Annotated in this window: 22 protein-coding genes; 8 read left to right on the top strand and 14 right to left on the bottom strand. The window is 58.5% G+C overall.

Annotation, left to right across the window (positions count from 1 at the left end):
• From Q1A59_RS12310 to Q1A59_RS12330, 5 genes are all read left to right on the top strand, one after another.
• Positions 1–1,290: an ArgE/DapE family deacylase gene (locus tag Q1A59_RS12310; protein WP_298403683.1), complete on the top strand. Its 1,290-nt coding sequence runs from the start codon at positions 1–3 to the stop codon at positions 1,288–1,290.
• 4 nt (positions 1,291–1,294) lie between these two features.
• A complete protein-coding gene (locus Q1A59_RS12315; RefSeq protein ID WP_298403685.1) occupies positions 1,295–3,013 on the top strand; it encodes a formate--tetrahydrofolate ligase in 1,719 nt (572 codons plus the stop codon).
• 109 nt (positions 3,014–3,122) lie between these two features.
• Complete coding sequence (locus tag Q1A59_RS12320; RefSeq protein WP_298483224.1) at positions 3,123–3,632, top strand: hypothetical protein; 510 nt, start codon at positions 3,123–3,125, stop codon at positions 3,630–3,632.
• 719 nt (positions 3,633–4,351) lie between these two features.
• Entirely contained in the window at positions 4,352–7,399 is a 3,048-nt protein-coding gene (locus Q1A59_RS12325) for a S8 family serine peptidase (protein WP_299645073.1), read from the top strand.
• 75 nt (positions 7,400–7,474) lie between these two features.
• Positions 7,475–8,182 carry a hypothetical protein gene (locus tag Q1A59_RS12330; protein ID WP_298401374.1) on the top strand — a complete coding sequence of 236 codons (708 nt, stop codon included), beginning with the start codon at positions 7,475–7,477 and terminating at the stop codon, positions 8,180–8,182.
• Between the two features lie 111 nt (positions 8,183–8,293).
• Here the strand turns inward: Q1A59_RS12330 and Q1A59_RS12335 are convergent, their stop codons facing one another.
• From Q1A59_RS12335 to dnaN, 3 genes are all read right to left on the bottom strand, one after another.
• Positions 8,294–10,330: a hypothetical protein gene (locus Q1A59_RS12335; protein WP_299645074.1), complete on the bottom strand. Its 2,037-nt coding sequence runs from the start codon at positions 10,328–10,330 to the stop codon at positions 8,294–8,296.
• A gap of 69 nt (positions 10,331–10,399) precedes the next feature.
• A complete protein-coding gene (locus Q1A59_RS12340) occupies positions 10,400–11,089 on the bottom strand; it encodes a response regulator transcription factor (protein WP_298401370.1) in 690 nt (229 codons plus the stop codon).
• Between the two features lie 35 nt (positions 11,090–11,124).
• Positions 11,125–12,261: a DNA polymerase III subunit beta gene (gene dnaN / locus Q1A59_RS12345; protein ID WP_298401368.1), complete on the bottom strand. Its 1,137-nt coding sequence runs from the start codon at positions 12,259–12,261 to the stop codon at positions 11,125–11,127.
• A 257-nt stretch (positions 12,262–12,518) separates the two neighbouring features.
• Here dnaN and Q1A59_RS12350 point away from each other — a divergent pair, with 257 nt between their 5' ends.
• The 3 genes from Q1A59_RS12350 to Q1A59_RS12360 all read left to right on the top strand — a co-directional run bounded on the left by Q1A59_RS12350 (position 12,519) and on the right by Q1A59_RS12360 (position 15,093).
• On the top strand, positions 12,519–13,343 hold the full coding sequence (locus tag Q1A59_RS12350) for a 6-carboxytetrahydropterin synthase (RefSeq protein ID WP_298401366.1): 825 nt from the start codon (positions 12,519–12,521) through the stop codon (positions 13,341–13,343).
• Between the two features lie 80 nt (positions 13,344–13,423).
• A complete protein-coding gene (gene folE, locus Q1A59_RS12355; protein ID WP_298401364.1) occupies positions 13,424–14,107 on the top strand; it encodes a GTP cyclohydrolase I FolE in 684 nt (227 codons plus the stop codon).
• A 290-nt stretch (positions 14,108–14,397) separates the two neighbouring features.
• Positions 14,398–15,093 (top strand): SDR family NAD(P)-dependent oxidoreductase, encoded by a 696-nt coding sequence (locus Q1A59_RS12360; protein ID WP_298401362.1) that lies wholly within the window; start codon positions 14,398–14,400, stop codon positions 15,091–15,093.
• A 117-nt stretch (positions 15,094–15,210) separates the two neighbouring features.
• Here the strand turns inward: Q1A59_RS12360 and Q1A59_RS12365 are convergent, their stop codons facing one another.
• From Q1A59_RS12365 to Q1A59_RS12415, 11 genes are all read right to left on the bottom strand, one after another.
• Complete coding sequence (locus tag Q1A59_RS12365) at positions 15,211–16,872, bottom strand: CHAT domain-containing protein (RefSeq protein ID WP_298490268.1); 1,662 nt, start codon at positions 16,870–16,872, stop codon at positions 15,211–15,213.
• Positions 16,873–16,895: 23 nt separating this feature from the next.
• On the bottom strand, positions 16,896–17,255 hold the full coding sequence (locus tag Q1A59_RS12370; protein WP_298401358.1) for a hypothetical protein: 360 nt from the start codon (positions 17,253–17,255) through the stop codon (positions 16,896–16,898).
• Positions 17,252–17,563 carry a helix-turn-helix transcriptional regulator gene (locus tag Q1A59_RS12375; RefSeq protein WP_298401355.1) on the bottom strand — a complete coding sequence of 104 codons (312 nt, stop codon included), beginning with the start codon at positions 17,561–17,563 and terminating at the stop codon, positions 17,252–17,254. Before Q1A59_RS12375 ends, Q1A59_RS12370 begins: the two co-directional genes overlap by 4 nt.
• A 279-nt stretch (positions 17,564–17,842) precedes the next feature.
• A complete protein-coding gene (locus Q1A59_RS12380) occupies positions 17,843–18,865 on the bottom strand; it encodes a Gfo/Idh/MocA family protein (protein WP_298401353.1) in 1,023 nt (340 codons plus the stop codon).
• A 238-nt stretch (positions 18,866–19,103) separates the two neighbouring features.
• A complete protein-coding gene (moeB, locus tag Q1A59_RS12385) occupies positions 19,104–20,258 on the bottom strand; it encodes a molybdopterin-synthase adenylyltransferase MoeB (RefSeq protein ID WP_366144848.1) in 1,155 nt (384 codons plus the stop codon).
• Positions 20,255–20,539, bottom strand: a complete 285-nt coding sequence (locus Q1A59_RS12390; RefSeq protein ID WP_298401351.1) for a MoaD/ThiS family protein — start codon at positions 20,537–20,539, stop codon at positions 20,255–20,257. Before Q1A59_RS12390 ends, moeB begins: the two co-directional genes overlap by 4 nt.
• A 47-nt stretch (positions 20,540–20,586) precedes the next feature.
• Positions 20,587–21,063 carry a M67 family metallopeptidase gene (locus tag Q1A59_RS12395; RefSeq protein ID WP_298401349.1) on the bottom strand — a complete coding sequence of 159 codons (477 nt, stop codon included), beginning with the start codon at positions 21,061–21,063 and terminating at the stop codon, positions 20,587–20,589.
• A gap of 202 nt (positions 21,064–21,265) precedes the next feature.
• On the bottom strand, positions 21,266–22,192 hold the full coding sequence (locus Q1A59_RS12400) for a PLP-dependent cysteine synthase family protein (protein WP_298401348.1): 927 nt from the start codon (positions 22,190–22,192) through the stop codon (positions 21,266–21,268).
• A 158-nt stretch (positions 22,193–22,350) separates the two neighbouring features.
• Positions 22,351–22,737 (bottom strand): iron-sulfur cluster assembly scaffold protein, encoded by a 387-nt coding sequence (locus Q1A59_RS12405; protein ID WP_298401346.1) that lies wholly within the window; start codon positions 22,735–22,737, stop codon positions 22,351–22,353.
• Positions 22,738–22,831: 94 nt separating this feature from the next.
• A complete protein-coding gene (locus Q1A59_RS12410; RefSeq protein ID WP_298401344.1) occupies positions 22,832–23,683 on the bottom strand; it encodes a sulfurtransferase in 852 nt (283 codons plus the stop codon).
• 74 nt (positions 23,684–23,757) lie between these two features.
• Complete coding sequence (locus Q1A59_RS12415; RefSeq protein WP_298401342.1) at positions 23,758–24,072, bottom strand: non-heme iron oxygenase ferredoxin subunit; 315 nt, start codon at positions 24,070–24,072, stop codon at positions 23,758–23,760.
• Between the last annotated feature and the right edge of the window lie 28 nt (positions 24,073–24,100).

Below are 24,100 nucleotides of genomic sequence, written 5' to 3' on the forward strand. Positions count from 1 at the left end.
ATGCGCGACCTTCATCCAACCGAGCAACGAGTGCTCGCTGCCATCGACGACGCTGGCTTGCTAGAGGCGCTGACCGCGCTGGTCGGCATCCCTAGCCTTGACGGTACTGCCGCCGAAAACGAAGCGCAGGAATACGTCGCTGCGCTGCTGGCCAGACAAGGGATGGCCGTCGATCGCTGGGAGATCGATTTGCCGCAGTTGTACGCGCACCCCGCCTGTAGTTGGGAAGTGCCGCGCGAGCAGGCATTGGGGGTGGTGGGGACGCTTGGCGATGACCGCGGTGGGCGCAGCCTGATCTTTAACGGGCATGTTGATGTGGTGCCAGCCGGCGATCATCGCCGCTGGGGCAGCGACCCGTGGCAAGCGACCATCATCGATGGGCGAGTCTATGGGCGCGGCACGCTAGATATGAAAGGCGGCTTGTGCTGCGCCATCTTTGCCGCGCGCGCGATTGCCGCCGCTGGGGTACGCCTACGCGGACGGTTGTTGATCCAGAGTGTGATCGGCGAAGAAGACGGCGGCTTGGGCACCTTGGCAGCCATTATGCGCGGCCATACCGCCGATGCCGCGATCGTCGCCGAACCAACCGAACTCAAAGTCGCGCCGGCCCAAGCCGGCGCGCACAACTTCCGCCTGACCGTCTATGGCGCGGCGGCCCACGGCTGCGTGCGCGAAGAGGGGGTAAGCGCGATCGAGAAGTTTGCGCCGCTCCACCAAGCCCTCCTCGACCTCGAACGCCGCCGCAACGAACGGCTGCGGGCCGCCGACCCTAGCGGTCTGTTTGCCCGCTACCGTACCCCCAATGCGATCTGCATTGGGATCGTGCGGGCCGGCGAGTGGGCTTCATCCGAAGCCGAACAGCTCGTGGCTGAAGGCCGCTACGGGATTGGGATCGGTGAAGACCCCGCCGCCGCTCGCGCCGAACTTGAGCAGACGATTGCCGCTGCTGCTACTCAAGACCCGTGGCTGCGCGATCATCCGCCAACGCTGGAATGGTGGGGCGGACGGTTTGATCCGGCCAGCACCCCGCTCGACGCGCCGATTGTGCAGACCTTGGCGGGCTGCGATCAGGCCGTGCGCGGCGCGCCGCCCGTCTTCGAAGGTATGACCTACGGCGCCGATATGCGGCTACTGGTGAATGTCGCCGGCATCCCCACCGTCTTGTACGGGCCGGGTGATGTGCGCGACGCGCACCGGCCCAACGAATCGGTCACCATTGCCGATTTGCAAGCTGCAACCCGCGTCTTTGCCCTCACTGCGCTCCGTTTTTGCGGATACGACGAGGAATAACCTTATGAAAACCAGTCTCCAAATCGCTGCCGAAGCCCGGCTCGAACCGATCGGCGTTATTGCCGAACGGCTCGGTTTGCCCACGGAGTATCTCGAACCGTATGGCCGCTACCGCGGCAAGATTGATCTCGCCTTTCTCGATGACTATGCTGATCGCCCGCGCGGCCGTTACATTCTGGTCAGTGCCATTACTCCAACTCCGCTTGGCGAAGGCAAAACCACCACCTCAATCGGGCTAGCGATGGCACTCAACCGGATCGGCAAGCGAGCCGCCGTGACTCTGCGCCAATCGTCGCTAGGGCCCGTATTTGGCATCAAAGGCGGCGGCGCCGGTGGCGGCTACAGCCAGATCGTGCCGCTGGCCGAAAGCATTTTGCACCTTAACGGCGACATTCACGCCGTCTCACAAGCCCACAACCAACTGGCAGCGCTCGTGGATAACAGTTGGTACCACGGCAACCCGCTCGACATCGATTCCGACCGGATCGAGATCAGGCGAGTCGTTGATGTGAATGACCGCTTCTTACGGCAGATCATGATCGGGTTAGGCGGCAAGCAGAACGGCTTTCCGCGCCAGACCGGTTTTGACATTAGCGTTGCCAGTGAGCTGATGGCAATCTTGGCGATGGTCAACGGTGCCGGTGCTAAAGCGGCGCTGCGTGATCTGCGCACTCGGATCGGACGTATGGTAGTTGCCTTTCGCCGCGACGGCACACCTGTCACTGCCGAAGATGTTAAAGGCGCTGGCGCAGCGACCGTGTTGATGCGTGAGGCGCTCAAGCCCAACCTGATGCAAACCATCGAGAACACCCCGGCACTGATCCACGCCGGCCCGTTTGCTAACATCGCGCAGGGTAACTCCTCGATTCTGGCCGATCTGGTTGCGCTGCGCTGCACCGAGTATGTTGTCACTGAAGCCGGGTTTGGCGCTGACATCGGGGCCGAAAAGTTCTTCCATCTCAAATGTCGCGCAAGCGGTCTCTGGCCCGATGCAGCAATCGTAGTAGCGACCATCCGTGCTCTCAAAGCGCACAGCGGCAAATATGAGATTGTGGCGGGCAAGCCACTGCCGGAAGCGTTGCTGCAAGAAAATCCCGACGACGTATTGGCCGGCGGGGCCAACTTGCGCCGCCAGATCACCAACATTGCCCAGTTTGGGGTACCGGTGATTGTGGCCCTCAATGCCTACCCCGAAGACACCCCAGCAGAGATCGAAGCCGTGGCCCAGATTGCCGCTGCCGCCGGCGCTGCCGGCATGGCGGTGAGCAACGTCTACGCCGAAGGTGGAGCCGGCGGCGTCGAACTGGCCCGGCTGGTGGCGCAGGTGGCCGAACGGCCCGGCCCACGCGAACCGAAATTTCTCTATCCGCTGGAGATGCCGTTGGCCGAGAAGATTGCAGTGATCGCCCACCGCGTCTACGGCGCTGCCAGTATCGAGCTGAGCGAGACCGCTGCCGCGCAACTAGACGCTTTTGCGACCGCTGGTTTCGGCGACTTACCAATCTGCATGGCCAAAACCCATCTCAGTCTCAGCCACGACCCAAAATTACGCGGCGCGCCGGCAGGCTTCACCTTCCCCATCCGCGAAGTGCGAATCAGCGCCGGGGCCGGTTTCATCTTACCCATTGCCGGCACGACGGTGACCATGCCGGGCTTGGGCGCGCATCCGGCAGCCCACCAGATTGATATTGATGTAGAAGGGAATATCGTTGGATTGTTTTAGCGTCGCCACCGTGCCCGTCAGATTTGTGGCGGGCACGGTATGTTAACGGTAATGCGTGCGCGATACAATATGAGAAACGTCGTAACAAACCGTCACCACCAACACTTTTATGATTGTCTCCCATCCCCGCCGCACCATCATCTCACGCCACGAACAATTTCACCTCGCCCAACAAGCGTTGCGCCGGCTCGACCGCGGCACAGGTCTGATCGCGCTTGGCGCCAGTCTCATTGTTGGCGCAATCGCGGCGTTGATCTGGCTGCAACCGCACCTCGCTCCTATTCCGGCCAGCATCGCGATCAACCTGATGACGATTGGCATTGGCGCAGCTTGCCTCATTGCCGGCTGGCGCCGGTACAGCTTTCACCGCCAACTACGGGCCGCAACCGCCATCACCGACGCCCCCATGATCGATTGCTGGATCGAAAACGCCTTTGAGGGCGAGCCGGGAGTGATCGCGTGGGAATTGGTCACCAGCCAGCCTGACGGTACAGAAGTACGGTTGCGGCAAGCACAATTGATTGATCCATCATTGGTGACCGTTTTTCAACGTGCCGCTACCGTTCCGGTGCGCTACGTACCGGCGAACCCTACGGTATCGGCCTTGATCATCGAATAACGACGACACGCGGCCCTAAAAATCCCGAATATCCCACGTCACTTAGATCATAGGCGGTATCTGAGCTACCGCGCCCTTTGCCCGAAGATGCTTGGGCTGCCGAATATCCTTCACCACCTAGATCGCAGGCAGTCGCGGAGCTGCCGCGCACCGCAACGGATCACTAGAACCTGTGATGCGTTCAGCATGACACACCAACCCTATCCACGCGGCGTGAGCCTTCATCGCTCTCTACCTGACCTTTATAACTGAAGACGCCCCGCAGCGCGACCACTCGCTGCGTGAGGTTGTGAATGGATGGCGTTGGAGCGTCCACACGGGCGTAGCGACGTTGCAATGCAACGTCGCTCCAACGCGCATGCTGCCCACCGATCTGCCGCCGTGGCCCACCGTCTCTATTGAAGGCCGAAGTCGTTACGACGCTTCGACAGGCCCAGCGTACCGCGCTCGTCCATGAATGGCGCGCGTTCGCCGGTTGGCACGCGATGATGAGCGGTTGCCAAAACCCTTGGCCGGAGTGCATGTGCTGGCCAGTGCGATACTCATACGGAAGCGGTTCATTCCCGTTATGCTCGAACGTACATAACAGGCTCTAGTGGTTGTGCGAGCGTAAGCGCCGGTGCAATGACAAAACTGCAACCCTTGCAGGAGGACGAGTATGCTATGATGTATTAGCAACTGTTGCTTAATATGTCACATCATAATCATCATCACCGCCTATGAAGCGCCGATTGCTGCTGATCCTGCTGATCATTACGAGCCTTGCCAACTTGCTGGCGCTTACCCCTCCTGCACCGGTGCGTGCCGACCCGGTCACCCTTAGCGCCACACCTACCAGCCTTGCCGCTACCGTCGAACTCGGTAGTACTCTCACCCTTGATCTGACGATTACAAACAACGGCACTAATCCGATTACGCCGCTACTCTACGCTGGCTTTCCACCACCGATTGCCCCAGCTCGGATGGCTGCACTGCCATCGCTCCCTGTGCCCTTACCGCAACAGAAAGAACGGGTCGATCCCGACTTACAAGCAGAACTTAACCGCGGCCCCACCCGCTTTCTCGTCTTCTTTGCCGACCGGCCTGATCTTGGCCCGGCCCTGTTGATGCGCGACTGGACAGCACGCGGCGAGTATGTCTATCGCACACTTACTGAACATGCCGAACGTAGCCAGCGCGCAGTGCGGGCGATGCTTGATGCGGCTGGCGTGCGTTACACACCGCTCTGGATCGTAAATGCCTTATTGGTTGAAGGAGATGCCGCACTCGCTGATGCGCTCGCCGCTCATGCGGACGTTGCGATGCTCACTGCCGATCACACGTTGCAGATGACGCCACCGGCAGAAACAACAACGACCGTTTCGTGCTACGCAACCACAAACAACGTGTGCTGGAATATCGCCCAAATCGGCGCCGATCGAGTCTGGCGTGAATTCGGTGTCACCGGGGCCGGAATTACAGTAGCGAACATTGATAGCGGTGTGGCGTACACGCATACGGCGCTGATTGACCAATACCGCGGCAACCTTGGCGGTAGTGGATTTGACCACAACTACAACTGGTTTGATTCGGTTGGTAATCAACTAGCACCGGTTGCCTCAGGCAGTCACGGTACCCACGTGATGGGAACAATGGTCGCCAATCCATCCGACCAACCGGCAATGGGGGTTGCACCGGGAGCAAGGTGGATTGCAGCACGGGCGTGCAGCATGAGTTCGTGCAATAGTAGTGACATCATCGCTGCTGCCCAATGGATGCTGGCGCCGACCGACCTGAACGGCAACAATCCGCGGCCGAGTATGCGACCCCACATCTTGAATAACTCGTGGTCATTCGACAGCGGCGGCAATACGGTATACATCGGCTATACGGCCGCGTGGCGCGCAGCCGGGATATTTGTAGTTTTTGCCGCAGGTAATATAGATAGTAATTACTACGGTTGCAGTTCTATTGCTTCGCCCGGTGATTACGCCGATGTCGTTGCGGTGGGAGCAACCGATCGCAACGACCGTGTGACAGTCTTTAGCCGGATTGGGCCGACAACTGATGGCCGGGTGAAGCCTGATCTGGTTGCACCGGGTGCTCAAATCACATCGACCGTAGCAACCGGTGGTTATTCTAGCATGTCAGGTACCTCAATGGCTGCGCCGCACGTTGCCGGGGCAGTGGCCTTGCTCTGGTCGGCAAACCCGCAGTTGATTGGCAATTACGATGCGACCTACACCCTCCTCACTGCAAATGCTTTGCCAATAACGAATGACCCCAACTATATGGGAACGACACACGCCGCTTGCCGCCCCGACACTGTCCCGAACAATATCTACGGTCATGGACGACTTGACGCTTTTGCTGCTGTCGCCGCAGCGCGGGTGAACATACCTTGGCTCGTGCTGTCTGATACGACACCGGCTAGTCTTGCCAGTAGTGGTGATGTAACCATCCCTATTACGCTCGATGCGCGCAAGGTGGCTGGGCCGGGTATCTATACAGCACGGATATTGATCTACGCCAACAATCTTACCGATCCGCCATTAGCAATTCCGGTGACGATGATTGTACCGGCACGACCAAGCCATGCTACCATCAGCGGCACAATTACTGATAGCGAAACCGGTCAGCCGTTGTCCGGCACCGTGACCACTGCCTTCGGCGCCATGGTCAGAGCAAATGCAACCGGCGCCTATAGCCTCGTCGTGCCCGGCGGCGTGGCTCAGACTCTCACCGCTGCTACTAGCGGCTTCACCACCCAAAGCCAAAGTGTTACCCCGCCTACCGGTGGTTCAGTCACGCTCAACTTTAGCCTTAATCCGCTCCGGCCAAAACTGACGGTGCTGAACGATCTGGTGACAGCAACGGTTGATTTCAATCAAACCGTGACCGTTGACCTACCGTTGCGCAACGATGGCAATGTTCCACTCAGTTATACGTTACGCATCGATAACGAACCGTATGGCGTGTGGCGGAGTGATGAACCTGATGGACCGACTGGCGGATGGATCGATCCGCCAGCGAGTAGGCAGATACTGAGTCTCTTTGATGACAACAATAGCAACGCGATTGATATCGGCTTTGATTTCTCCTTCGACGGTCAGTTCCATCGTTTTATGTACGTGGGAGCCAACGGCATTCTCGCCTTTGCTCCATTTAGCAGTGTTAGCACTCCGTTTAACCCATCGTGTCTACCGCTCGCTGAAACCAACGCACCGGCAATTACCCCGCTCCACGTTGATTTTGACAGCAGTGCCGGCGGCGAGATTAGCGTTGCTCGGGTGAGTGCCGGTACATTGGTGACATGGGATAATGTACCACTATACGGCACGACACGCAGATTGAGCGTACAAGCGTTGCTCCAGCCAAACGGTGTCATTCGCTTCCATTACCGCGATGTTGCTGACGTGATTACCGATGACATGGGAGTTATTGGCCTCCAATTCACTGATAGCGTCCAAACCATCGCCTGCGATTCTGATGCTAATAGCTACCCTCCGCTTGATCTGAGCAATGACCTCGTGATTGAGTTACGTCCGCAGCTTAATCCACAAGCGTGGCTGAGTATCGCAAGCGAGGGCAGTGCGCAGATTGCTGCCGGTGCTTCAGCTACCGCTCACCTTGATGCACGGTGGATCGGGCCTCTCAACGCAACACAACAAGCGCGGGTAAAAATCATGAGCAATGACCCGCGTCAACCGATCACAACCACCCGTATCCAGCTCACCGAAGGCATGCCGGCGCCGTATCAAGTGATCATCGTGATGATCTATCGCTAACGATGCAACGTTTTGGCGGTGGCGTTCGTCTGTTCTGTTGTCAATGCAATTTGGTAAAGAGGACAGAACATCTGTATGGAACGCCACCGCAACGATATATTCGCACCAATCGACGTTGATCACGTGCTTGAACGCATCGCTGGCGGCAACGAGACGGATGTCTACCGCAGTGACGATCATCGATTCGTAGTTAAACTCAAAGGTGAACTAGGCAGCCGCAATGTAGCATCTATGTTGGCCGACGCTCGCCGTATGCAACGCACGGCGGGGCGGTTTGCCGCCTGCCTTGGCCCACGCCACGCTATCCCAACCTCTTTCGTGCTTAGCCGGGATAGCGCGGGGTTTGTACATGCGTTAGCGATCCAACCGTATCTCGCCGATGCGCGCGTCTTGGCTAGTATTGACTGGAGATCAATGGACGCGGTTCAGCGCCGACGAATCGGGCGCGACCTCCGCCACATCATTGCCCAAGCGGTGAGCTGCCTCTTCCGTACCGGCCACCTACCCGATCTGTATGGCCGAGTCAGCGCCAGCGCCGCCGAACGCCAGCGCCGCAAGCAGTTGCGCTATCTACCTGAACGGATCTGGAGTTTTCTAGTCAAACGCACTATCCTGCATTCGCAGAATCTGATGCTTACCGCTGAGCAGCCGCCACGCCTCGTCCTGATCGATTACGACGAGGTGAGGCAGAGTCCGCTCTACCGGGCGATCTATTTTTTGACGAGGCTGATGTTGTTTGGGCGCGACCTAATCGTGATCTGGTGGCGATTGGAACGAAGATAAGGCAGAGCAGCCCCGGCTGCTTTACCAGCGCTGCTCTGCTAATGGTCAAAACAAATCGCAAGCCAAGATTTTGTCACTTTTGCGACGTTTCGCAGCCATTTCCAACCATCATTAACGCACCTCGCGCACACCCCGCGCCAGATCGAGCAGCGCCGCCCGCCCGCCATCGCCCAGATCCCAGACCCACAGCGTCGTAGGTGAGCGCTGATTATGGGCCTGCGGGCCGCGCGGCCCAGCGCCAGCTTGCGCAAGCGCAGCATAGATAAGCTGCTGTTGGCGCACCGTTACCGGACCAATCCCACCTAAACTCTGGCCAGTTGCCAACAACTCGCTGCGCTGCAAGCCGCGCCAGCGGTAGAGCTGGTAATCTTGCAGCAGATCACTTGCGCACAAGGTCGTGAGGTAGAGCAAACGCCCCTCGCTATCCCAACCAAGCGGGCGCGTCCAGAACGGCCCTTCGCGCACCGGCTGCGGCGGCAATGCTTCAAGCGTGGCGGTAGGAATGGCTATAGCCGTTGACGTTGCCGTAGGCGGTTGCGGCGTCACCGTGCCGGTGGGCGTAACCGTCGGGGTAGCAGTAGGAGTCGCGGTTGGAGTTCGCGTTGGCGTAGCCGTCGCCGGCGGCAACGTCACCCGCTGCTCGCCGATCCGTTCGACCAACTGGCCAGCGCTATCGAGAACAAGCAGGTCAGCGCCGAAATCATCGGCGCGCAGCGCCTCGACAGCGACATACTCGCCAGAAGGGCTGGCAATCAGCGCGCCAAACCCGCGGTAGCGCACGACCAGCCGGGCATCAGTCAACAAATCAGCACCCACATCGCGCACTTCACCACTCGGTAAGCGCAAGAAGAGTGAGCTACGACCATCAGGCGCCTCGGCGCGGTAGATCAAGCGGTTGCCACTCAACCACTGCGGCGCAAACCGGCTCCACTCATCGAGCGCCGTCTCAACTCGCACCGGCTCGCCGCCGGCAACAGGAACCGTATAGATGGCCCACTGGGTCGGAATCGCACCTGTTTCATCAACTGCAAATGCCACCGCTAAACCATCGGGACTAAAGACCGGCTCGGCGCAACTGACGCCAACCTGAGCCAGCAGACGAGCCTCACCGCCAGCCAGCGGCAACAGCCATAGGGTGGAGGGAACCGCTAACGCCGCATCTGCCGGATCAAGGCCCGGCTCAGCGCGACAGAAGGCAAGATAATCACCCCGCGGGCTCACCGCCAGATACGTCTCGGTCTCAGTGGAATCGGTCAAGTTGATAGCGCCGGCCAGCCGGCGTTGCATCCCTTCGCCGGCGGATGCTACACCCGTATCAAGCGACCAAATATCGCCATCAAAGAGGAAATAGATCGGCTCTAGTTCGCGAGGTGGAGATCCATCCGGCACCCGTAGCGGATCGCTTGCGATCCCAAATGTGGCCGAACGAGCCACTGCCACCGATAAACGATTCGGTGCCAGCGTCACCCGAAACGGAACCGGCTCAGCCAGCGGCAACAGGATCGTTGCACCGGTATTGGCCTGTGGATCAACCAGCACCAGCGCCTGCGAAAGGGTCCGAGTGCCGGTGAAGGCGATCGTCTGGGCCGTAACTGAGGCAGCAAACCGGTCATCGCGAATCCAGCCGGACAGATCGATCTGCAAGGCATACGGCGCGTTGAGAGCCGCGGTCGCCGGCACAATCCGGGCATCAGCCAAGGAAAGACAACGCACCGCAGCCCCGATTGGCGGCGAATCGGGACTCAACTCAAAGAGGAGATCAAGCTGTTCAAAGGCAGGATTCCCACTCGCCCGCACCTCTTGCAATACTGCCGAGAACTGGCTGGCCGGCAAACCGGCTACTTGCGTACAGTAGCTAAACCCAGCCAGCGCCGGATTGGGTGTCGGTGTCGGGGGCAAGGGGGTTGCCGTCGGTGTCGCCGTGGCGGTTGGCGTCGGCGACGGGCCACTGGTTGGAGTAACGGTTGGAGTGGCGGTCGCCGTCGCGGTAGCGGTCGCCGTTGCAGTAGGCGACGGCGTACCGGCTACAATCGTCTCAATGTTCGAAATCCGCTCCTCTTCGCCAACAGGAATCAGATCGCATCCGGCCAATAGAACGCCCAGCAACACTAGCAACAGGCAGGGGCGAGCAAAACGGAAACGCCTCACAAACGTCTCCTGTGTTGCACCCGGCCAATAACCGGATACAACGCTGACAAAGAAACCCAGCATCGGGTCTTACGAGCCATTGGGCAGCACGACTTTGATCCAGCCGCGCCGCATGGCATAGACAACCGCTTGCGTGCGATCATTGACAGCCAGTTTACGCAGGATCGATGAAATATGGTTTTTGACCGTCTGATTGCTAATATCGAGTTGGGTGGCAATTTCGCGATTCGTGCGGCCAGCGGCGACCAGCTCGAGCACCTCAAGCTCGCGCGCCGACAGCGGCGAGAAGACGGTCTGCGTATCATCATCGCCAACCATCTGGCGAAACACCGCTAGCACCGTCGCCGCTACCTCAGGCGACGACAACACCAGATCGTTAATCGGATACTCGCCGCGCCGCACTTGTCGGAGTGTCGCTAGCAAATCAGGGAATTCGATACTCGGCGGTACAAATGCCGACACACCAGCCCGGATTGCCTTCACCACGGCTGAACCATCATTGACCGGCCCAAATAAAATCACGGCAACGTGAGGATGACTCCGCTTGATCGCCCGCGCCACTTCCAGCCCATGGACACCGGGCAGATCGATGTCCATCAACACGAGATCAGGATCGACTTGATCGACCATTTGGATCGCCTGTTGGCCATTGCCGGCTTCACCTACCACCTTAAAATCAGGTGTTGCCGATAACGCAAGGCGCAAACCGTCGCGAAACAGCGATACAGTATGCACAATGATCAGCGTCGTCACACTCACAGCCAACTCCTCGACCACTGAAGCAGATTGTAACGCTACCGCATACTCATCGGCATCACGATATGAATATAGCCATCTTGCCCCACCGGCTTAAACACCGCCGGGCTTTGCGAACTCTGCATCTCGAAGGCGATCTGGTTCGAGCCAACCGCCGCAATCGCATCGGCCAAAAACTTCACATTGAGCGCGATCACGCCGCCTTCACCAGTCACGCTGCCGTCAAGCTCACTGGTATTATCGCCCAATTCGGCGGAATTGGCGCTCAGGATAACCTTGCCCGGCCCAAACTCGCCAGCCGGTTCGATCTTTAGCTTCACCACGTTCTGGCTAGCGCCGGCAAAGAATGACGCCAACTTCACCGCTTTGGCCAATTCGTTACTATCAAGCACGGTGCGCGTCAAGTATTGCTGCGGGATGATTCGCTCGAAATCGGGGAACCTCCCTTCAATTAAACGTGACACCACCTCAATATTTTCAGTATGGAACAGGACATGGCTACCACCCGGTGTATAGACCATCGCCACCTCAGCTTCAATATCGCTGATAATGCGGGCCAGTTCGGCGAGGGTGCGCGCCGGGATGAGACAATCAACAGCGTGAGCCATCGGCTCGGCCACGTGAATCGCGCGCATCGCCAAGCGGAAGCCATCGGCAGCGACTAGCGTGATCTGTTGGTCGCGGGTGCGCACCAGCACGCCGGTCAAAATCGGACGTGACTCATCAGAAGCAGCGGCAAACGCCACCTGCTCAATCGCCGCGCGCCATACTTCCGCCGGTAAGCTCACCAACGACGCGCGCACGCTCACCGTCGGCAGCGATGGAAACTCGTCAGCATCAACCCCTTTGATATTGCTGACAAAGCGCCCGCACTCGACGCGCAGCGTTTGTGTCTTCACATCAAGCGTCAACGTCACTTTATCGTTTGGTAGGCCTCCCACAACGTCTGCCAACAACTTCGCCGGCACTGCTACCGCACCGTCTTGCAACACATGCGCGCCAATCCAGCGGTTAATGCCAACCTCAAGGTTAGTGGCAGTCAATTTCAAACGGCTTTCATCGGTCGAAAGCAATACATTCGCCAGCACCGGCAACGTCGAGCTTTTACCTGCGACGGCATGGCTCACCGCGGCCAGACCGCGCTTGAGATCATCCTGCATGCATGTGAGCTTCATTATCGCTCCTTAGAAGAGACCAGCACAACTGCGACGCTTATGCGCCGCCCACAATCCGGGTGTGGCGCATTATAGCATATCGCGTTCGCTTGTGGCAGCGCAAGCCGCGATCGGCCACCGATACTGTGCAAAGGTTGTGCGTTTTTACCACAAACATCTTGACTTTTTTCAGAGCCATGGTACCGTTCTATAGGGAAGAGATTTTAGACCGCGATGGTTGACACAGCGATGGTCAACATTCGGAAGGGATTACTGTTATGGTTATTGCTACTCGTCGCTTTGAATTTTCAGCCGCTCACCGCTACTGGCGCGACGACTGGAGCGCTGCCGAGAACGAGCGCGTCTTTGGCCCGTACACCAGCCCGTATGGTCACGGCCACAATTATACCCTCGATGTTAGCATCACCGGCCAGCTCGACGAACGAACTGGCATGGTTATGAATATGACCGAACTTAAGGCAATCGTTAACGAGGTGCTGGAAGAGTTCGATCACAAGCATCTCAATTTCGATACGCCGTATTTTCGCGATCAGGTGCCGACGACCGAAAACTTCATCCGGGTGCTTTGGCGACTGATTGCCGCTCGCTTGCCGACCCATGCCCGGCTGGCACATCTGCGCCTCTACGAACAGCCCGATTTGTGGGCTGATTATGATGGGGTGGGCGAAACGCAATTCTCGCGCTTGTACACGTTTGCTTCCGCCCACCGGCTGCATGCGCCGGCTCTCAATGATGAAGAGAACCGTGAAATTTACGGCAAGTGCAACAATCCCAATGGGCACGGCCATAACTACACGCTCGAAGTGACCGTGCAAGGTGAGATTGACCCAGCCACCGGCATGCTAGTTGATATGGCATGGCTCGATCAAACGGTACATTCGGTGATCGACCCGCTGCACCTGCACCACCTCGACAACGAGATTGCCGCCTTCGCCAACCGGCCATCAACCGCTGAGAACATCATCATCTATCTCTGGAACGAACTCGCGCCGAGACTAGAAGGTCGCCTCGCCCTCTTGCGGCTGTGGGAGACGCGCAAGAATATCTTTAGCTACGCTGGTCCGACACTGGTTCAGGCCTGATGGTCTGTCTGCCTCATACAAGATTTCGCTCGGAAGCGCAACGGGTGGGCTTCTTATCACTGCAACGGAGAAACTTTCTTATGTCAAGTAATAGTAATGGCTATCATCCAGTCCACGATCACGATATTGACGAAGAGCATTACGGCAGCTTAATTATTCCGGGTCGCGGCAAACTTGAGGGCATGTCGTTCACCTCTGACCCACGGATCGAAGAAGCGGTACGTACTATCCTCAGCGCGATCGGTGAAATCCCTGACCGCGAGGGCTTGCAAAAGACGCCGTCGCGCGTAGCCAAGATGTACGCCGAACTGACCGCCGGTTATCATATTGATCCCAAGGCGTTAATTAACGACGCTATTTTCAGCGTTGCGTATGACGAGATGGTGATTGTGACGAATATCGATTATTACAGCCTGTGTGAACATCATATGCTGCCGTTCTTCGGCCAAGTACACGTTGCTTACATTCCAAATGGCAAAGTGGTGGGACTGAGCAAGATCCCGCGCATTGTCGAGATGTTTGCCCGTCGCTTGCAAGTGCAAGAGCGAATGACGGTGCAGATTGCCGATCTGATTAATGAGGCGCTCGAACCGGCGGGAGTGGCGGTGGTTGCTGAAGGGGTGCATATGTGCGGGGTGATGCGCGGCGTTAAAAAGGCGAATGCGCGCATGGTCACTTCAGCGATGCGCGGCGCCTTCCGCGAAGACCCGAAGACGCGGGCCGAGTTTATGGCCCACATTGACCGCAACCGGCAAGAGCGATAGGACAGGCACTGTCGAGTCGGACGGCTGTCCGGCTCCGTAAAGGGCGCAGCGGTTCAAACGCAAAGGCGCGAAGGGCGCAAAGAGCGCAACGGGAATTAATAATTTGTCGATTTTTGCCTGACTCGTCCTTGGATCTGGGCGCGTGGAGCGTTCCAGCACCTCCCCCCAGTGGGGGTGTGGGGGGAGGTTGGGAGGGGCCAAACGAGCAGAATCCTTCGCTGACAGGCTGCCGTGATCGAAGTGTTACGCCTTTGCGTTTGAACATTGCGTCTATTTAGAAGAAGAGAACTATGCGATCAATCCTGATTACCGGTGCATCACGCGGGATTGGCGCCGCCACTGCGCTGGCGTTGGCCCAACCCAACACCCGATTAACCCTCGCCGCGCGTAACCGGGAGGCACTTGAGGCAGTAGCGGCGCAAGCCATTGCCGCCGGCGCGGAATGCGTTGTTGCGCCATGCGATGTCACCGACCCAGAACAGGTTGCCGCGACGGTGGCGCTCGCTGCCGGCAATGGCCGGCTCGATGTGGCGGTGCATAGCGTCGGCGGGGCGCTGGTGGCGCCGCTTGAGGCAATCAGCTTCGCCGAGTGGGAAGAACACTTGCGGGTGCAGTTGACGAGCCTTTTTCTGGTGGCGCAGCAGGTCACTGCGCACATGGATCGCGGCGGCTTGCTGATCAATATTGCCTCAGTCGCCGCCCGCCAAGCCTTTCCGGGCTGGTCGGCGTATGTCGCCGCTAAGCACGGCGCGCTCGGCTTTGCCGCCGCTATCCGTGAAGAGCTGCGCCCGCGCGGGATCAGGGTCTGTTCGGTGTTGCCCGCCGCTACCGATACCGCGATCTGGGACGCTATCCCCGGCGAGTGGTCGCGGGCGAATATGTTGCAACCGGCTGATGTAGCTGCGACGATTGCAGCCATCGTTGCCTTGCCACCCTACGTGACAGTCGAGGATGTGACGATTGGGCATGTAGCCGGGCGGTTGTAAGAGCAGTTGGTATAACCGCGAAGCGATGCAAACAGCGCAACCTTAGTAACGATGTGGCCTCTTTGCGTCTCTTTGCGGCTATTCAATCAGCGCCATCGCCCCAAGCACCGATCACGCTTACGCCGCACTCACGTGGGTCACATCGCGGCTTAGCGAGCGCAGTCGTTCACGGATCTCGGCAAGGCCGTCGCTGAAGTGGGCCGTCACTTCGTGTTTACGGCGGACTGCCGCGATGACATCACCTTCCGCCACCAAGGCATTCATTGCGTCAAAGGCATCATTCAGTTGATTGAAGACAATGCGCAGCGTATCGATCAACCCGGCGCGCGTCGCAATGTGTTGTTGGAGCAGCGCATTGAGCTGCGCTTGCTCAGATGGCGCGAGCGCTCCCGCTAGTTGGTTCAACGCATTGCTCGCCACCTTGATGGTACGGCGCAACAACGCCTCTTCGTCGGCCCACGTTTCGCGGTCGTAAAGGTCTTTGAAATCGTTGTAGACGGTAGCGAATTCATCGCTGAAGCGGGCTGGATCGTTGGGCAACCGGCGCAAGCGGCTGCCATACTCGGCCAGCACGCTATAGCGCGTCTCCCATTCGCGTAACAGAGCTTCCAATTCGTCGATCAAGGACGTGCCCGCCGCTTGCCGCCGCGCGATGGTCAGCATCTGGCCAGCCGCCTCTGGCAGCGCCATTCCGGCTTGTAACGTCTGGTCGATTGGGAAGACAATAGCGGTGCAATCGACGGTGCGGCTCAACAGCGTTGCCGCGCCCCAGTCCCACCGTTCACTGACCATCGCCCGCGCCTCATTGAGGGCGAGATCAGCTTGGCCGTGGGCAAATAACCGCGCGAAGAAGTGCGCCATCAGTATGCGCGCAGTGGTCGCTTGCAGCCGTTCGCGCATCGCTAGCACCAGCGGCACGCCGGCTACAACCAACGCTTGCGCCAATGGGCCAAAGGAATCGAAGGCTGCGCGAGCGGCGCTCTCACAAGCAGCCAGCACAATCAATGGCGGCGGCGAAGCGAGCGTTGATACGGCTTTGACCAGTCGCGCCGTCGTCACTGGATCAACCTTGCCATCATCGCCTTCAAGGTAGAGCACCGCACCCGCCGGTGTCACCCGTCCATGGCAGAGCAGATACACCACATCAGCTTCCGCCCATGCCGCAGCAAGCGCGGCGAGCGTTGGCGATTGCGCGCCACTGATGAATGCGGTTACAGCGCATTCGGCGCGATCGAACAGTGATTGAGCGGCAGCTATATCAGCCTGATCCATCGGATCAAGCCCAAACGCCGGCAGGTTCGACGGCGAGGCGGCGCCAAACACGACCCGCAGCGGACGGCGGGCGGAGGGTTGCGGCCCGCCCCAGCGTTGCACAGGAATGAGGCGCGCAAACGGCGTATCGCCCAGCAACGCCAGCGGTTGCCACTGAGCGCCGACCGGTGCATAGAGCCGTTCCCATGCTATCTCGGACAATGCCGCTGGCGCCGGATCAAGATCGAGCCGCACACGTAGCAATTGCCCGCCAGCGCGCACAACCGCCAATGCTTCACCCACAAATTGGGCCAACGTTGGATCGGCCAAGAGACTCTGGCCTAATGCCAACCCATACGCATCAGGATCGGGGAGTGCCAGCAACGCGGTTTGATCGATCTGAGCTAACCCACCGACCCGCGGGCCATCAATGATCTCTAATTCAACGGCATACGCAGCCGGCGCTGCGCCGCCGCGCACCCGGATCAGCAATGTCTCTTGCGCGCCGCGCACACCAGTTAATAGCACGATGTTGCTCCGCTGCTTGGGGATTAGTGTGCCATACTGCCGGCTGCTGCCTCTTGCAGAGCCGTTAACGCATCAACCCCGCCTTGCCGGTAGGCCAGCCAAGGCATTGCCGGTTTCGGTTGCGCTTGCACTTCCGCCAGCGCCTGCTGCCACTGAGCCAGCTCCTCGGCCAGCGCTTGCGCCCACGTCGCCGGATCGGCGCTACGCAAACGGCGGCGCGCAGCCATTAACGCCGCCAACCGCCCTTCGTCATATTTAACACCGCCAGTCACGCGGCCATCGCGTTGCAACTGGCACCATGCCGCGCCGCCGGTGCTCGCCATGACTGCCTGTTCAGCAGCAGCTACCTGTCGTTCAAGGATTGCCATCAGCGATACAGTCATGACAATTGCTCCAGATATGCACGCAACCACGCGAGATTTTCAGGATTCACATAGTGACAGACCGCCGCGCCGTCATCGTAGGCATCGATCAGACCAGCCTCACGCAGCACACGCAAATGTTGGGAAATTGTTGACTGGGCGTGGGGACCATCATCGGGCATATGCAGGAGGATTTGATTGCCGATGCAGCCGGGATGACGCATCACGTAACGGAGAATTTGCACACGCGCAGGATGGCTGAGCGCCTTGCATAGCAGCGCCAAGCGCCGGTCGTCTTGCTCGAGGGCATGTTGGTACGCCGTGGCCATCGTTGGCCTCCTTTCCGCGTGTGCTTTACTGTACGACAGCGCAGGGGTATCTGTCAAGAGGATACATAGCCTCGCGTATGAATTGTTGCTGCAATTCGACCCATAAGTTGGCGTTCCAATAGTTGTTTTTTTCTTACCCCGCCGCCCGTTCAGCCGAGCAGTCTCCATATATTGAAAGACAAATTCTTTCCTCAATTCAGAAGCCAAAAAACGAAGGAGCGACTGACAAGCCGCTCCCTTCTCAGCTACAAGATCAACCGCATGAATTCCCCTCGTAGTTTACACCAACGCCCCCCGGATCGTATCGAGTACCTGCTGGATCGCCAACCCATCGGCAAACGTTGCCGCCGAAGCAATCGCTTCGCGCTGGCCAGCGAGCGCCGTCCGCAATGCGTGGCCGAGGTAGACCGTACCCTGCGGAAACTCACCATTCAATGTTGCCGGCAGCTCGACAGTATGCGGCGGGGTTACGTCGTGGAACGTGTCATCGCTACTGATGAACAACCTTCCACCACTGAAACGTAGGGTACCGGCACTGCCATAGACCGTCACCGAGAGCGGCTCATTCGTGCGCGCCACGACCATCGCCGTCAACGTTGCTACTGCACCACGGGCAAAACGCAGCGTCGCTGTAGTGTAGTCATCGCTCGTCACCGAGCGCAGAACGCCGGCAGCATCAGGCCGCTGCGTGATAAAGGTCTGCACCAATCCCTGCGCTTGCGTCACTTCATCAGCTAGGATGAAGCGCAACAGATCGATCTGATGTGAGCCAATCGCCCCCAACACGCCACCACCGGCAGCGCGATCGCTCCACCAATCCCACTGTCGTTGCGGATCAGCGCGCCCGCTTGCGATGAAGCGCACTTCAGCGGCACGCGCCTCACCAATATCGCCAGCCGCTAACCGCGCTCGCGCCGCCTGCACGGCTGGCAAGAAGCGCAGTTCGTGATCGATCAGGGCCAATTGGGCAGGGTGAGCCTGCGCCGCAGCCAGCATCGCCTCCGCCTCGGCGGCATTCAACGCGGTTGGCTTCTCACAGAGCACGTGCTTGCCGGCAGCCAATGCCGCTTCCGCCATTTCACGGTGCAAATATGGCGGCGTGACAATGCTCACCACCTGTACATCAGATCGCTCTAACACCTCGTGCCAATTGGCAGTTGCAAACGGAACTTCCAACTCGTGCGCGATCCGCGCGGTCTTGGCCGGATTACTACCGGCCAGCGCAGTCACCACCAACCCGGCAGCGCGAAACGCCGGCACTTGTACCCGCGCCCCCCAACCAGTGCCAATAATTCCGATCATAGTCTACTCCAATACCCTAAGGCGCAGAGCAAGCAAAGACGCAGAGGATAATCAAACGCAAAGGTGCAAAGCACGCAGAGGATAATCAAACGCAAAGGCGCAAAGCACGCAGAGGATAATCAAACGCAAAGGCGCAAAGCACGCAGAGGACGCAAAGCTATTGGATAGGGTCTGATAGGCGCACTTTTGCCCACCCCAAAACATCTTCGCGCCCTTGGCGCCTTTGCGACCTTGGCGTCTAATACTTCGGCAATGACGGATCGACCTCATCGGCCCAGCGCAGAATACCGCCAACGAGATTCTTGACTTTCCGAAAACCGACGCTCTTCAACAATTCGACTGCGCGGCCACTGCGCGCGCCACTGCGGCAGTAGACAACCATCTCGCGTGCCGAGTCAAGCTCGTTGATCCGTTCGGGCAACTGATCGATCGGGATCAACTTGTCGGTACCGGGAATTGAGGCAATCGCAACCTCATACGGGTTACGAACATCGAGCAAAAAGGGACGATCAGGCTGCTCTAGCCACTCGGCCAGTTCACGGGGTGTAATCTCAAATTGGTTCGACAACGTTGGCTCCTCTGGCACAAGACCACAAAACTGCTCATAGTCAATCAGCTCAGTGATTGTTGGCTGATCACCGCAGACCGGGCATGACGGGTTGCGGCGCAGCTTAAGCTCGCGGAAGCGCATCGCTAGCGCATCGTAGAGCAGCAACCGGCCAATCAACGGCTCGCCAATGCCTGTGAGCAATTTTATCACTTCTGTGGCCTGTATCGTACCAATGACGCCGGGCAATACTCCCAACACACCTCCCTCAGCGCAGCTTGGCACTAACCCCGGCGGCGGCGGCTCGGGGTAGAGACAGCGGTAACATGGCCCGCCATCGCGCGGCGAGAAGACCGTCGCTTGCCCTTCAAAGCGAAAGATACTACCGTAGACATTTGGCTTACCCAGCAGCACACAAGCGTCGTTGGTCAGATAACGAGTAGGGAAGTTATCAGTCCCATCAACGATTACGTCGTAGGGACGCATCAATTCCAGCGCATTTTGCGAGGTGATCCGGGTCTCATAGGTTGTAATTTCAATATATGGATTGAGATCGTGCAACCGGCGCTTGGCCGACTCGGTCTTGGCGATGCCAACGGTACTGGTGCCATGGACGATCTGGCGCTGAAGGTTCGAGGCGTCAACTACGTCAAAATCTACCAGCCCGATATGGCCGACCCCCGCCGCCGCTAAATAGAGCGCCAGCGGCGAACCCAGCCCGCCGGTGCCAATCAGCAGCACGCTGCCCTGTTTGAGCCGGCGCTGCCCGGCCATACCCACTTCGGGCATAATCAAGTGGCGCGAATACCGGGCAATCTCTTCGTTCGAGAGAGTCACCTCGCTCATGACCGTCCTCCCCCTGCGATGGCCGGAATAATACTCACCGTATCACCATCACGTAGCGGCGTGGCTTCCCCATCGAGGTAGCGAATGTCCTCATCACCAACATAAAGATTGACAAAGCTGCGCAGCCGGCCCTGATCATCGAGCAGATGGCGGCCCAGCGCCGGATACAGCTCAACAAGTCCGCGGATCAAGTTGCCGACGTCGCTGGCCTCAAGGCTGACGCTAGCATTGCCTGCCGCATACTGGCGCAGTGCCGTTGGGATCGTTACCGTTACCGCCATAGATGACGCTCCTTTATGTTCAAATCTATCGCCTGTTATGACATAGCTCATGCAGCCGGCGCGATCTGCACTTCTTCCGCAATAAAGCGTACCCCTTCATTCACCAACAGCCACGATGTCAGTTCAGCAGCCACGCCATTGCGAATCGCCTGAATCACAAATGAAAAGCCTGAACCACCAATTGCCTGCGCACCAATCCGGTCACGTTCCGACGGTATTGGATCGGCGTCAGGATGTGAGTGATAACAGCCGATAATCTCGTATCCGGCGGCGCGAGCAGCGCGTTCGGCGCGCAGATAATCGCGGGGGTCGAGATAGAACCGATCGCGCCGCGAGGTAGGATCATCGGTTGGTGCTAGTTGCACTTGCCCACTCCAGCGATTTTCGAGCGTCACCACCTGTAAAACCGTCTTCTGCTCGCCGTTGAGCGTTCCTACCAGCAAACCAACGCATTCGTCAGGATAGGTCGCTTCGGCATGGGCGACTATCGCCGCCACTGCCTTCGCCGGCAGTATCAGGGTCATAACCACCTTGCTCGTACTAGTTCAGAAAAAGAAGCCTAACGAAAGACCACATCGCGAGAGCGAAGACGCAGGAAACGCCAAGGGGAAACCGCAAAGTCACCAAGCGCACTGGGAATGCGAAGGGCAAGAAAAAGGGTGATAAGCATGCTCGTACCATCCAAATAACAGCTCTGCGTCCTTCACATACCTTGCGCCTTTGCGTTTAGATCCCAGCCCCTTCTGCAAACCCCGGCTCTTCCCAAAACCGTTCGCTAAGATAACGATTGGCGCTATCACACAGGATGGTCACCACCACCCCCTGCCCAGCTTCACGAGCCACTCGCGTTGCCGCGACCACATTGGCCGCCGCCGAGATACCGACTAACAAACCGGCCCGCCGCGCTAGCCAGCGCGCCATCGCAAACGCATCTTCGCTGCGCACTTCAAGGATAGCGTCAGCCTGTTCAGGCCGGTAGATCGCCGGCACAAACTTGGTAGAAGCCATGTGCTTCACGCCTTCGAGAGCATGGTACGGGCTATCAGGCTGCACGGCTATCAAGCGAATAGCCGGATTGTATTCGCGCAAACGCCGGCTGGTGCCCATAAAGGTGCCGCTGGTGCCCAATGCCGCCACAAAATGGGTGATGCGGCCATCAGTCTGTTGCCAGATCTCAGGCCCAGTCGTCTCGTAATGGGCTTGCGGGTTAGCCGGATTGCTGTACTGGTCGGGGTAGAAGTAACGATCAGGATGCTCGGCAACGAGCGCCCGAATCGTGGCAATCGCCGCATCCATACCCTCACCTGCATCGGTAAGGATGAGTTCAGCGCCGAGTGCGCGCAAAATCCGCCGCCGCTCTAGGCTAGCATTGGCCGGCATCGCGAGCGTCACTCCGTACCCCAACGCCGCGCCAATCGTAGCATACGCAATGCCGGTATTGCCACTCGTTGCATCGGCAATCCGCATCCCCGGACGCAACAGACCACGCCGCTCACCATCCCGAATCATCCAGAGCGCAGGCCGATCTTTTACCGAACCGCCGAGGTTGTACCATTCTGCCTTGCCGTACAGCTCTACTCCAGCAGGTAATTCAACCGCGCGGTGGAGCGGCAGCAGCGGCGTATGGCCGATCAGATCAAGGAGTTCTGTCATAAGGTTGGCTTGCTCTCACGTTCGCTGTTCGTGCATGGTGATGTGGACGTAATCCATCCGGCATTGTCTAGCGACGCCCTCGTTGTGAAGTGCGGCAGTTTCACTGCCGCATGCTATATATGATAGCCTTGCTTGCCGAATACCTCTGCGTGTAACCGTTACGTATCCGCCGGACGGTTAATCAGCCGGGCTACCGCCTTGAGCGCACTGAAGACCAGCGTTGCGCAGCGGGGCCGTGCTTGCATAATCTCAGCACCGACAATGTTCACCGCTGCCGCTTCCTCGAGCGCCAACAGATCGGCGAGCGTCGCCCCTTGCAATTGTTCCATCACAATCGAGGCCGTACCCATGCTGACACTACACCCTTGGCCGGTAAATTGCAGCGCCTCAAGGCGACCGTCCGGCGCAGCGCGTACATAGACGGTGAGCGTATCGCTGCACTCGGGCACACCAATGGTGTATGTCACCGCATCGGCCAGCTCGCCATAGTGGCGTGGCCGCCGGTAGTGGTCGAGTAGGCGATCAATGATGTCTACGTGAGTCATAGGCGTCAACGAATGCACGCATAAGGGAACGGATAAACGAGTGGTAACATGATAATTGCAACGAATTTATTCGTTCCCTTGCTCGTTGGCACCCCTACACGTTCTTCTCAATCGGCAGCCCGACGCTGTTCCCCCACTCCGTCCAGCTTCCATCGTAATTGCGCACGTTCGGGTAGCCGAGCAGGTAGGTCAATACAAACCACGTATGGCTGCTGCGCTCGCCGATCCGGCAGTAGGCGATCACCTCCTTGTCGGGGGTAATCCCTTGTGAGGCGTACAGCTCGCGCAGCTCATCAGGACTCTTGAAAGTGCTATCTTCGTTCACCGCCTTCGCCCACGGAATATTGACCGCAGTCGGGATGTGGCCGCCGCGCAGTGTGCCCTCTTGTGGATAGTCAGGCATGTGGGTGCGCTCACCGGTATACTCCTGCGGACTGCGCACATCAACCAGCGCTCCCTTGCGCTGGCGGACAAACTCCAGCACCTGATCGCGGAAAGCGCGGATGCGGGAGTCATCACGCGGCGGGGCAACGTAGTTGCCAAGCGGGTACGACGGCACCTCACGGGTGAGCGGGCGGCCTTCGGCAATCCATTTCGCCCGCCCGCCGTTCATGATCCGCACATCGTGGTGGCCGAACAGCTTGAAGACCCAGAACGCATACGTCGCCCACCAGTTGTGCTTGTCACCATAAAGTACGACGGTGGTGTCGTTACTGATGCCCTTAGCGCGCATGAGAGACGCAAACCGATCCGAGTCGAGATAATCGCGGATAACCGGATCATTCAAGTCCTGCACCCAGTCGATTTTGACAGCACCGGGAATGTGCCCGGTCTCGTACAATAGTAAATCCTCATCGCTCTCAACAATGCGAACATTAGGATCGTTTAGGTGATCGGCGACCCACTGGGTCTCGACCAGCGCTTCAGGATGGGCATAACCACTCATATCAACCTCCGCTTAGCCAGCAGCAGCTTCTTGATATTGCCATTGTAGTGCGTTTCGACATATTAGTCAAGTTCTTACTCTGAAAACTCAACAAATATCCGGCCATTGCGCACTTCACTACGATAGGTCGCCACCGGCATAAACGCTGGCAGCGTGCGCGGCTTGCCGGTACGCAGATCGAACAGCGAACCATGCATTGGACACTCAACACACAACTCATCAAGATCAACATCGCCTTCGCTCAACGAAGCTTCGTCGTGCGAACAGCGGTCATCGATCGCGTAGACTTCACCTTCCGCCACCCGAAAAACCGCAATCCGGCGGCCAGCAATCGTAAAAGCGCGCCCGCCCCCCACCGGTACCTCGTTGACATCGCACACATCAATCATGACTTGCTCCTCTATATACGGGCAGCGC

Origin of the sequence: uncultured Chloroflexus sp., from assembly GCF_937951745.1 — a bacterium.
Taxonomy (GTDB): Bacteria; Chloroflexota; Chloroflexia; order Chloroflexales; family Chloroflexaceae; genus Chloroflexus.

What these genes read in the sequence shown, in the direction of transcription:
- Q1A59_RS12310 (WP_298403683.1), top strand. Translation starts at nt 1, where the DNA reads ATGCGCGACCTTCATCCAACCGAGCAACGAGTGCTCGCTGCCATCGAC.
- Q1A59_RS12315 (WP_298403685.1), top strand. Translation starts at nt 1,295, where the DNA reads ATGAAAACCAGTCTCCAAATCGCTGCCGAAGCCCGGCTCGAACCGATC.
- Q1A59_RS12320 (WP_298483224.1), top strand. Translation starts at nt 3,123, where the DNA reads ATGATTGTCTCCCATCCCCGCCGCACCATCATCTCACGCCACGAACAA.
- Q1A59_RS12325 (WP_299645073.1), top strand. Translation starts at nt 4,352, where the DNA reads ATGAAGCGCCGATTGCTGCTGATCCTGCTGATCATTACGAGCCTTGCC.
- Q1A59_RS12330 (WP_298401374.1), top strand. Translation starts at nt 7,475, where the DNA reads ATGGAACGCCACCGCAACGATATATTCGCACCAATCGACGTTGATCAC.
- dnaN (WP_298401368.1), bottom strand. Translation starts at nt 12,261, where the DNA reads ATGAAGCTCACATGCATGCAGGATGATCTCAAGCGCGGTCTGGCCGCG.
- Q1A59_RS12350 (WP_298401366.1), top strand. Translation starts at nt 12,519, where the DNA reads ATGGTTATTGCTACTCGTCGCTTTGAATTTTCAGCCGCTCACCGCTAC.
- folE (WP_298401364.1), top strand. Translation starts at nt 13,424, where the DNA reads ATGTCAAGTAATAGTAATGGCTATCATCCAGTCCACGATCACGATATT.
- Q1A59_RS12360 (WP_298401362.1), top strand. Translation starts at nt 14,398, where the DNA reads ATGCGATCAATCCTGATTACCGGTGCATCACGCGGGATTGGCGCCGCC.
- Q1A59_RS12370 (WP_298401358.1), bottom strand. Translation starts at nt 17,255, where the DNA reads ATGACTGTATCGCTGATGGCAATCCTTGAACGACAGGTAGCTGCTGCT.
- Q1A59_RS12375 (WP_298401355.1), bottom strand. Translation starts at nt 17,563, where the DNA reads ATGGCCACGGCGTACCAACATGCCCTCGAGCAAGACGACCGGCGCTTG.
- Q1A59_RS12380 (WP_298401353.1), bottom strand. Translation starts at nt 18,865, where the DNA reads ATGATCGGAATTATTGGCACTGGTTGGGGGGCGCGGGTACAAGTGCCG.
- moeB (WP_366144848.1), bottom strand. Translation starts at nt 20,258, where the DNA reads ATGAGCGAGGTGACTCTCTCGAACGAAGAGATTGCCCGGTATTCGCGC.
- Q1A59_RS12390 (WP_298401351.1), bottom strand. Translation starts at nt 20,539, where the DNA reads ATGGCGGTAACGGTAACGATCCCAACGGCACTGCGCCAGTATGCGGCA.
- Q1A59_RS12395 (WP_298401349.1), bottom strand. Translation starts at nt 21,063, where the DNA reads ATGACCCTGATACTGCCGGCGAAGGCAGTGGCGGCGATAGTCGCCCAT.
- Q1A59_RS12400 (WP_298401348.1), bottom strand. Translation starts at nt 22,192, where the DNA reads ATGACAGAACTCCTTGATCTGATCGGCCATACGCCGCTGCTGCCGCTC.
- Q1A59_RS12405 (WP_298401346.1), bottom strand. Translation starts at nt 22,737, where the DNA reads ATGACTCACGTAGACATCATTGATCGCCTACTCGACCACTACCGGCGG.
- Q1A59_RS12410 (WP_298401344.1), bottom strand. Translation starts at nt 23,683, where the DNA reads ATGAGTGGTTATGCCCATCCTGAAGCGCTGGTCGAGACCCAGTGGGTC.
- Q1A59_RS12415 (WP_298401342.1), bottom strand. Translation starts at nt 24,072, where the DNA reads ATGATTGATGTGTGCGATGTCAACGAGGTACCGGTGGGGGGCGGGCGC.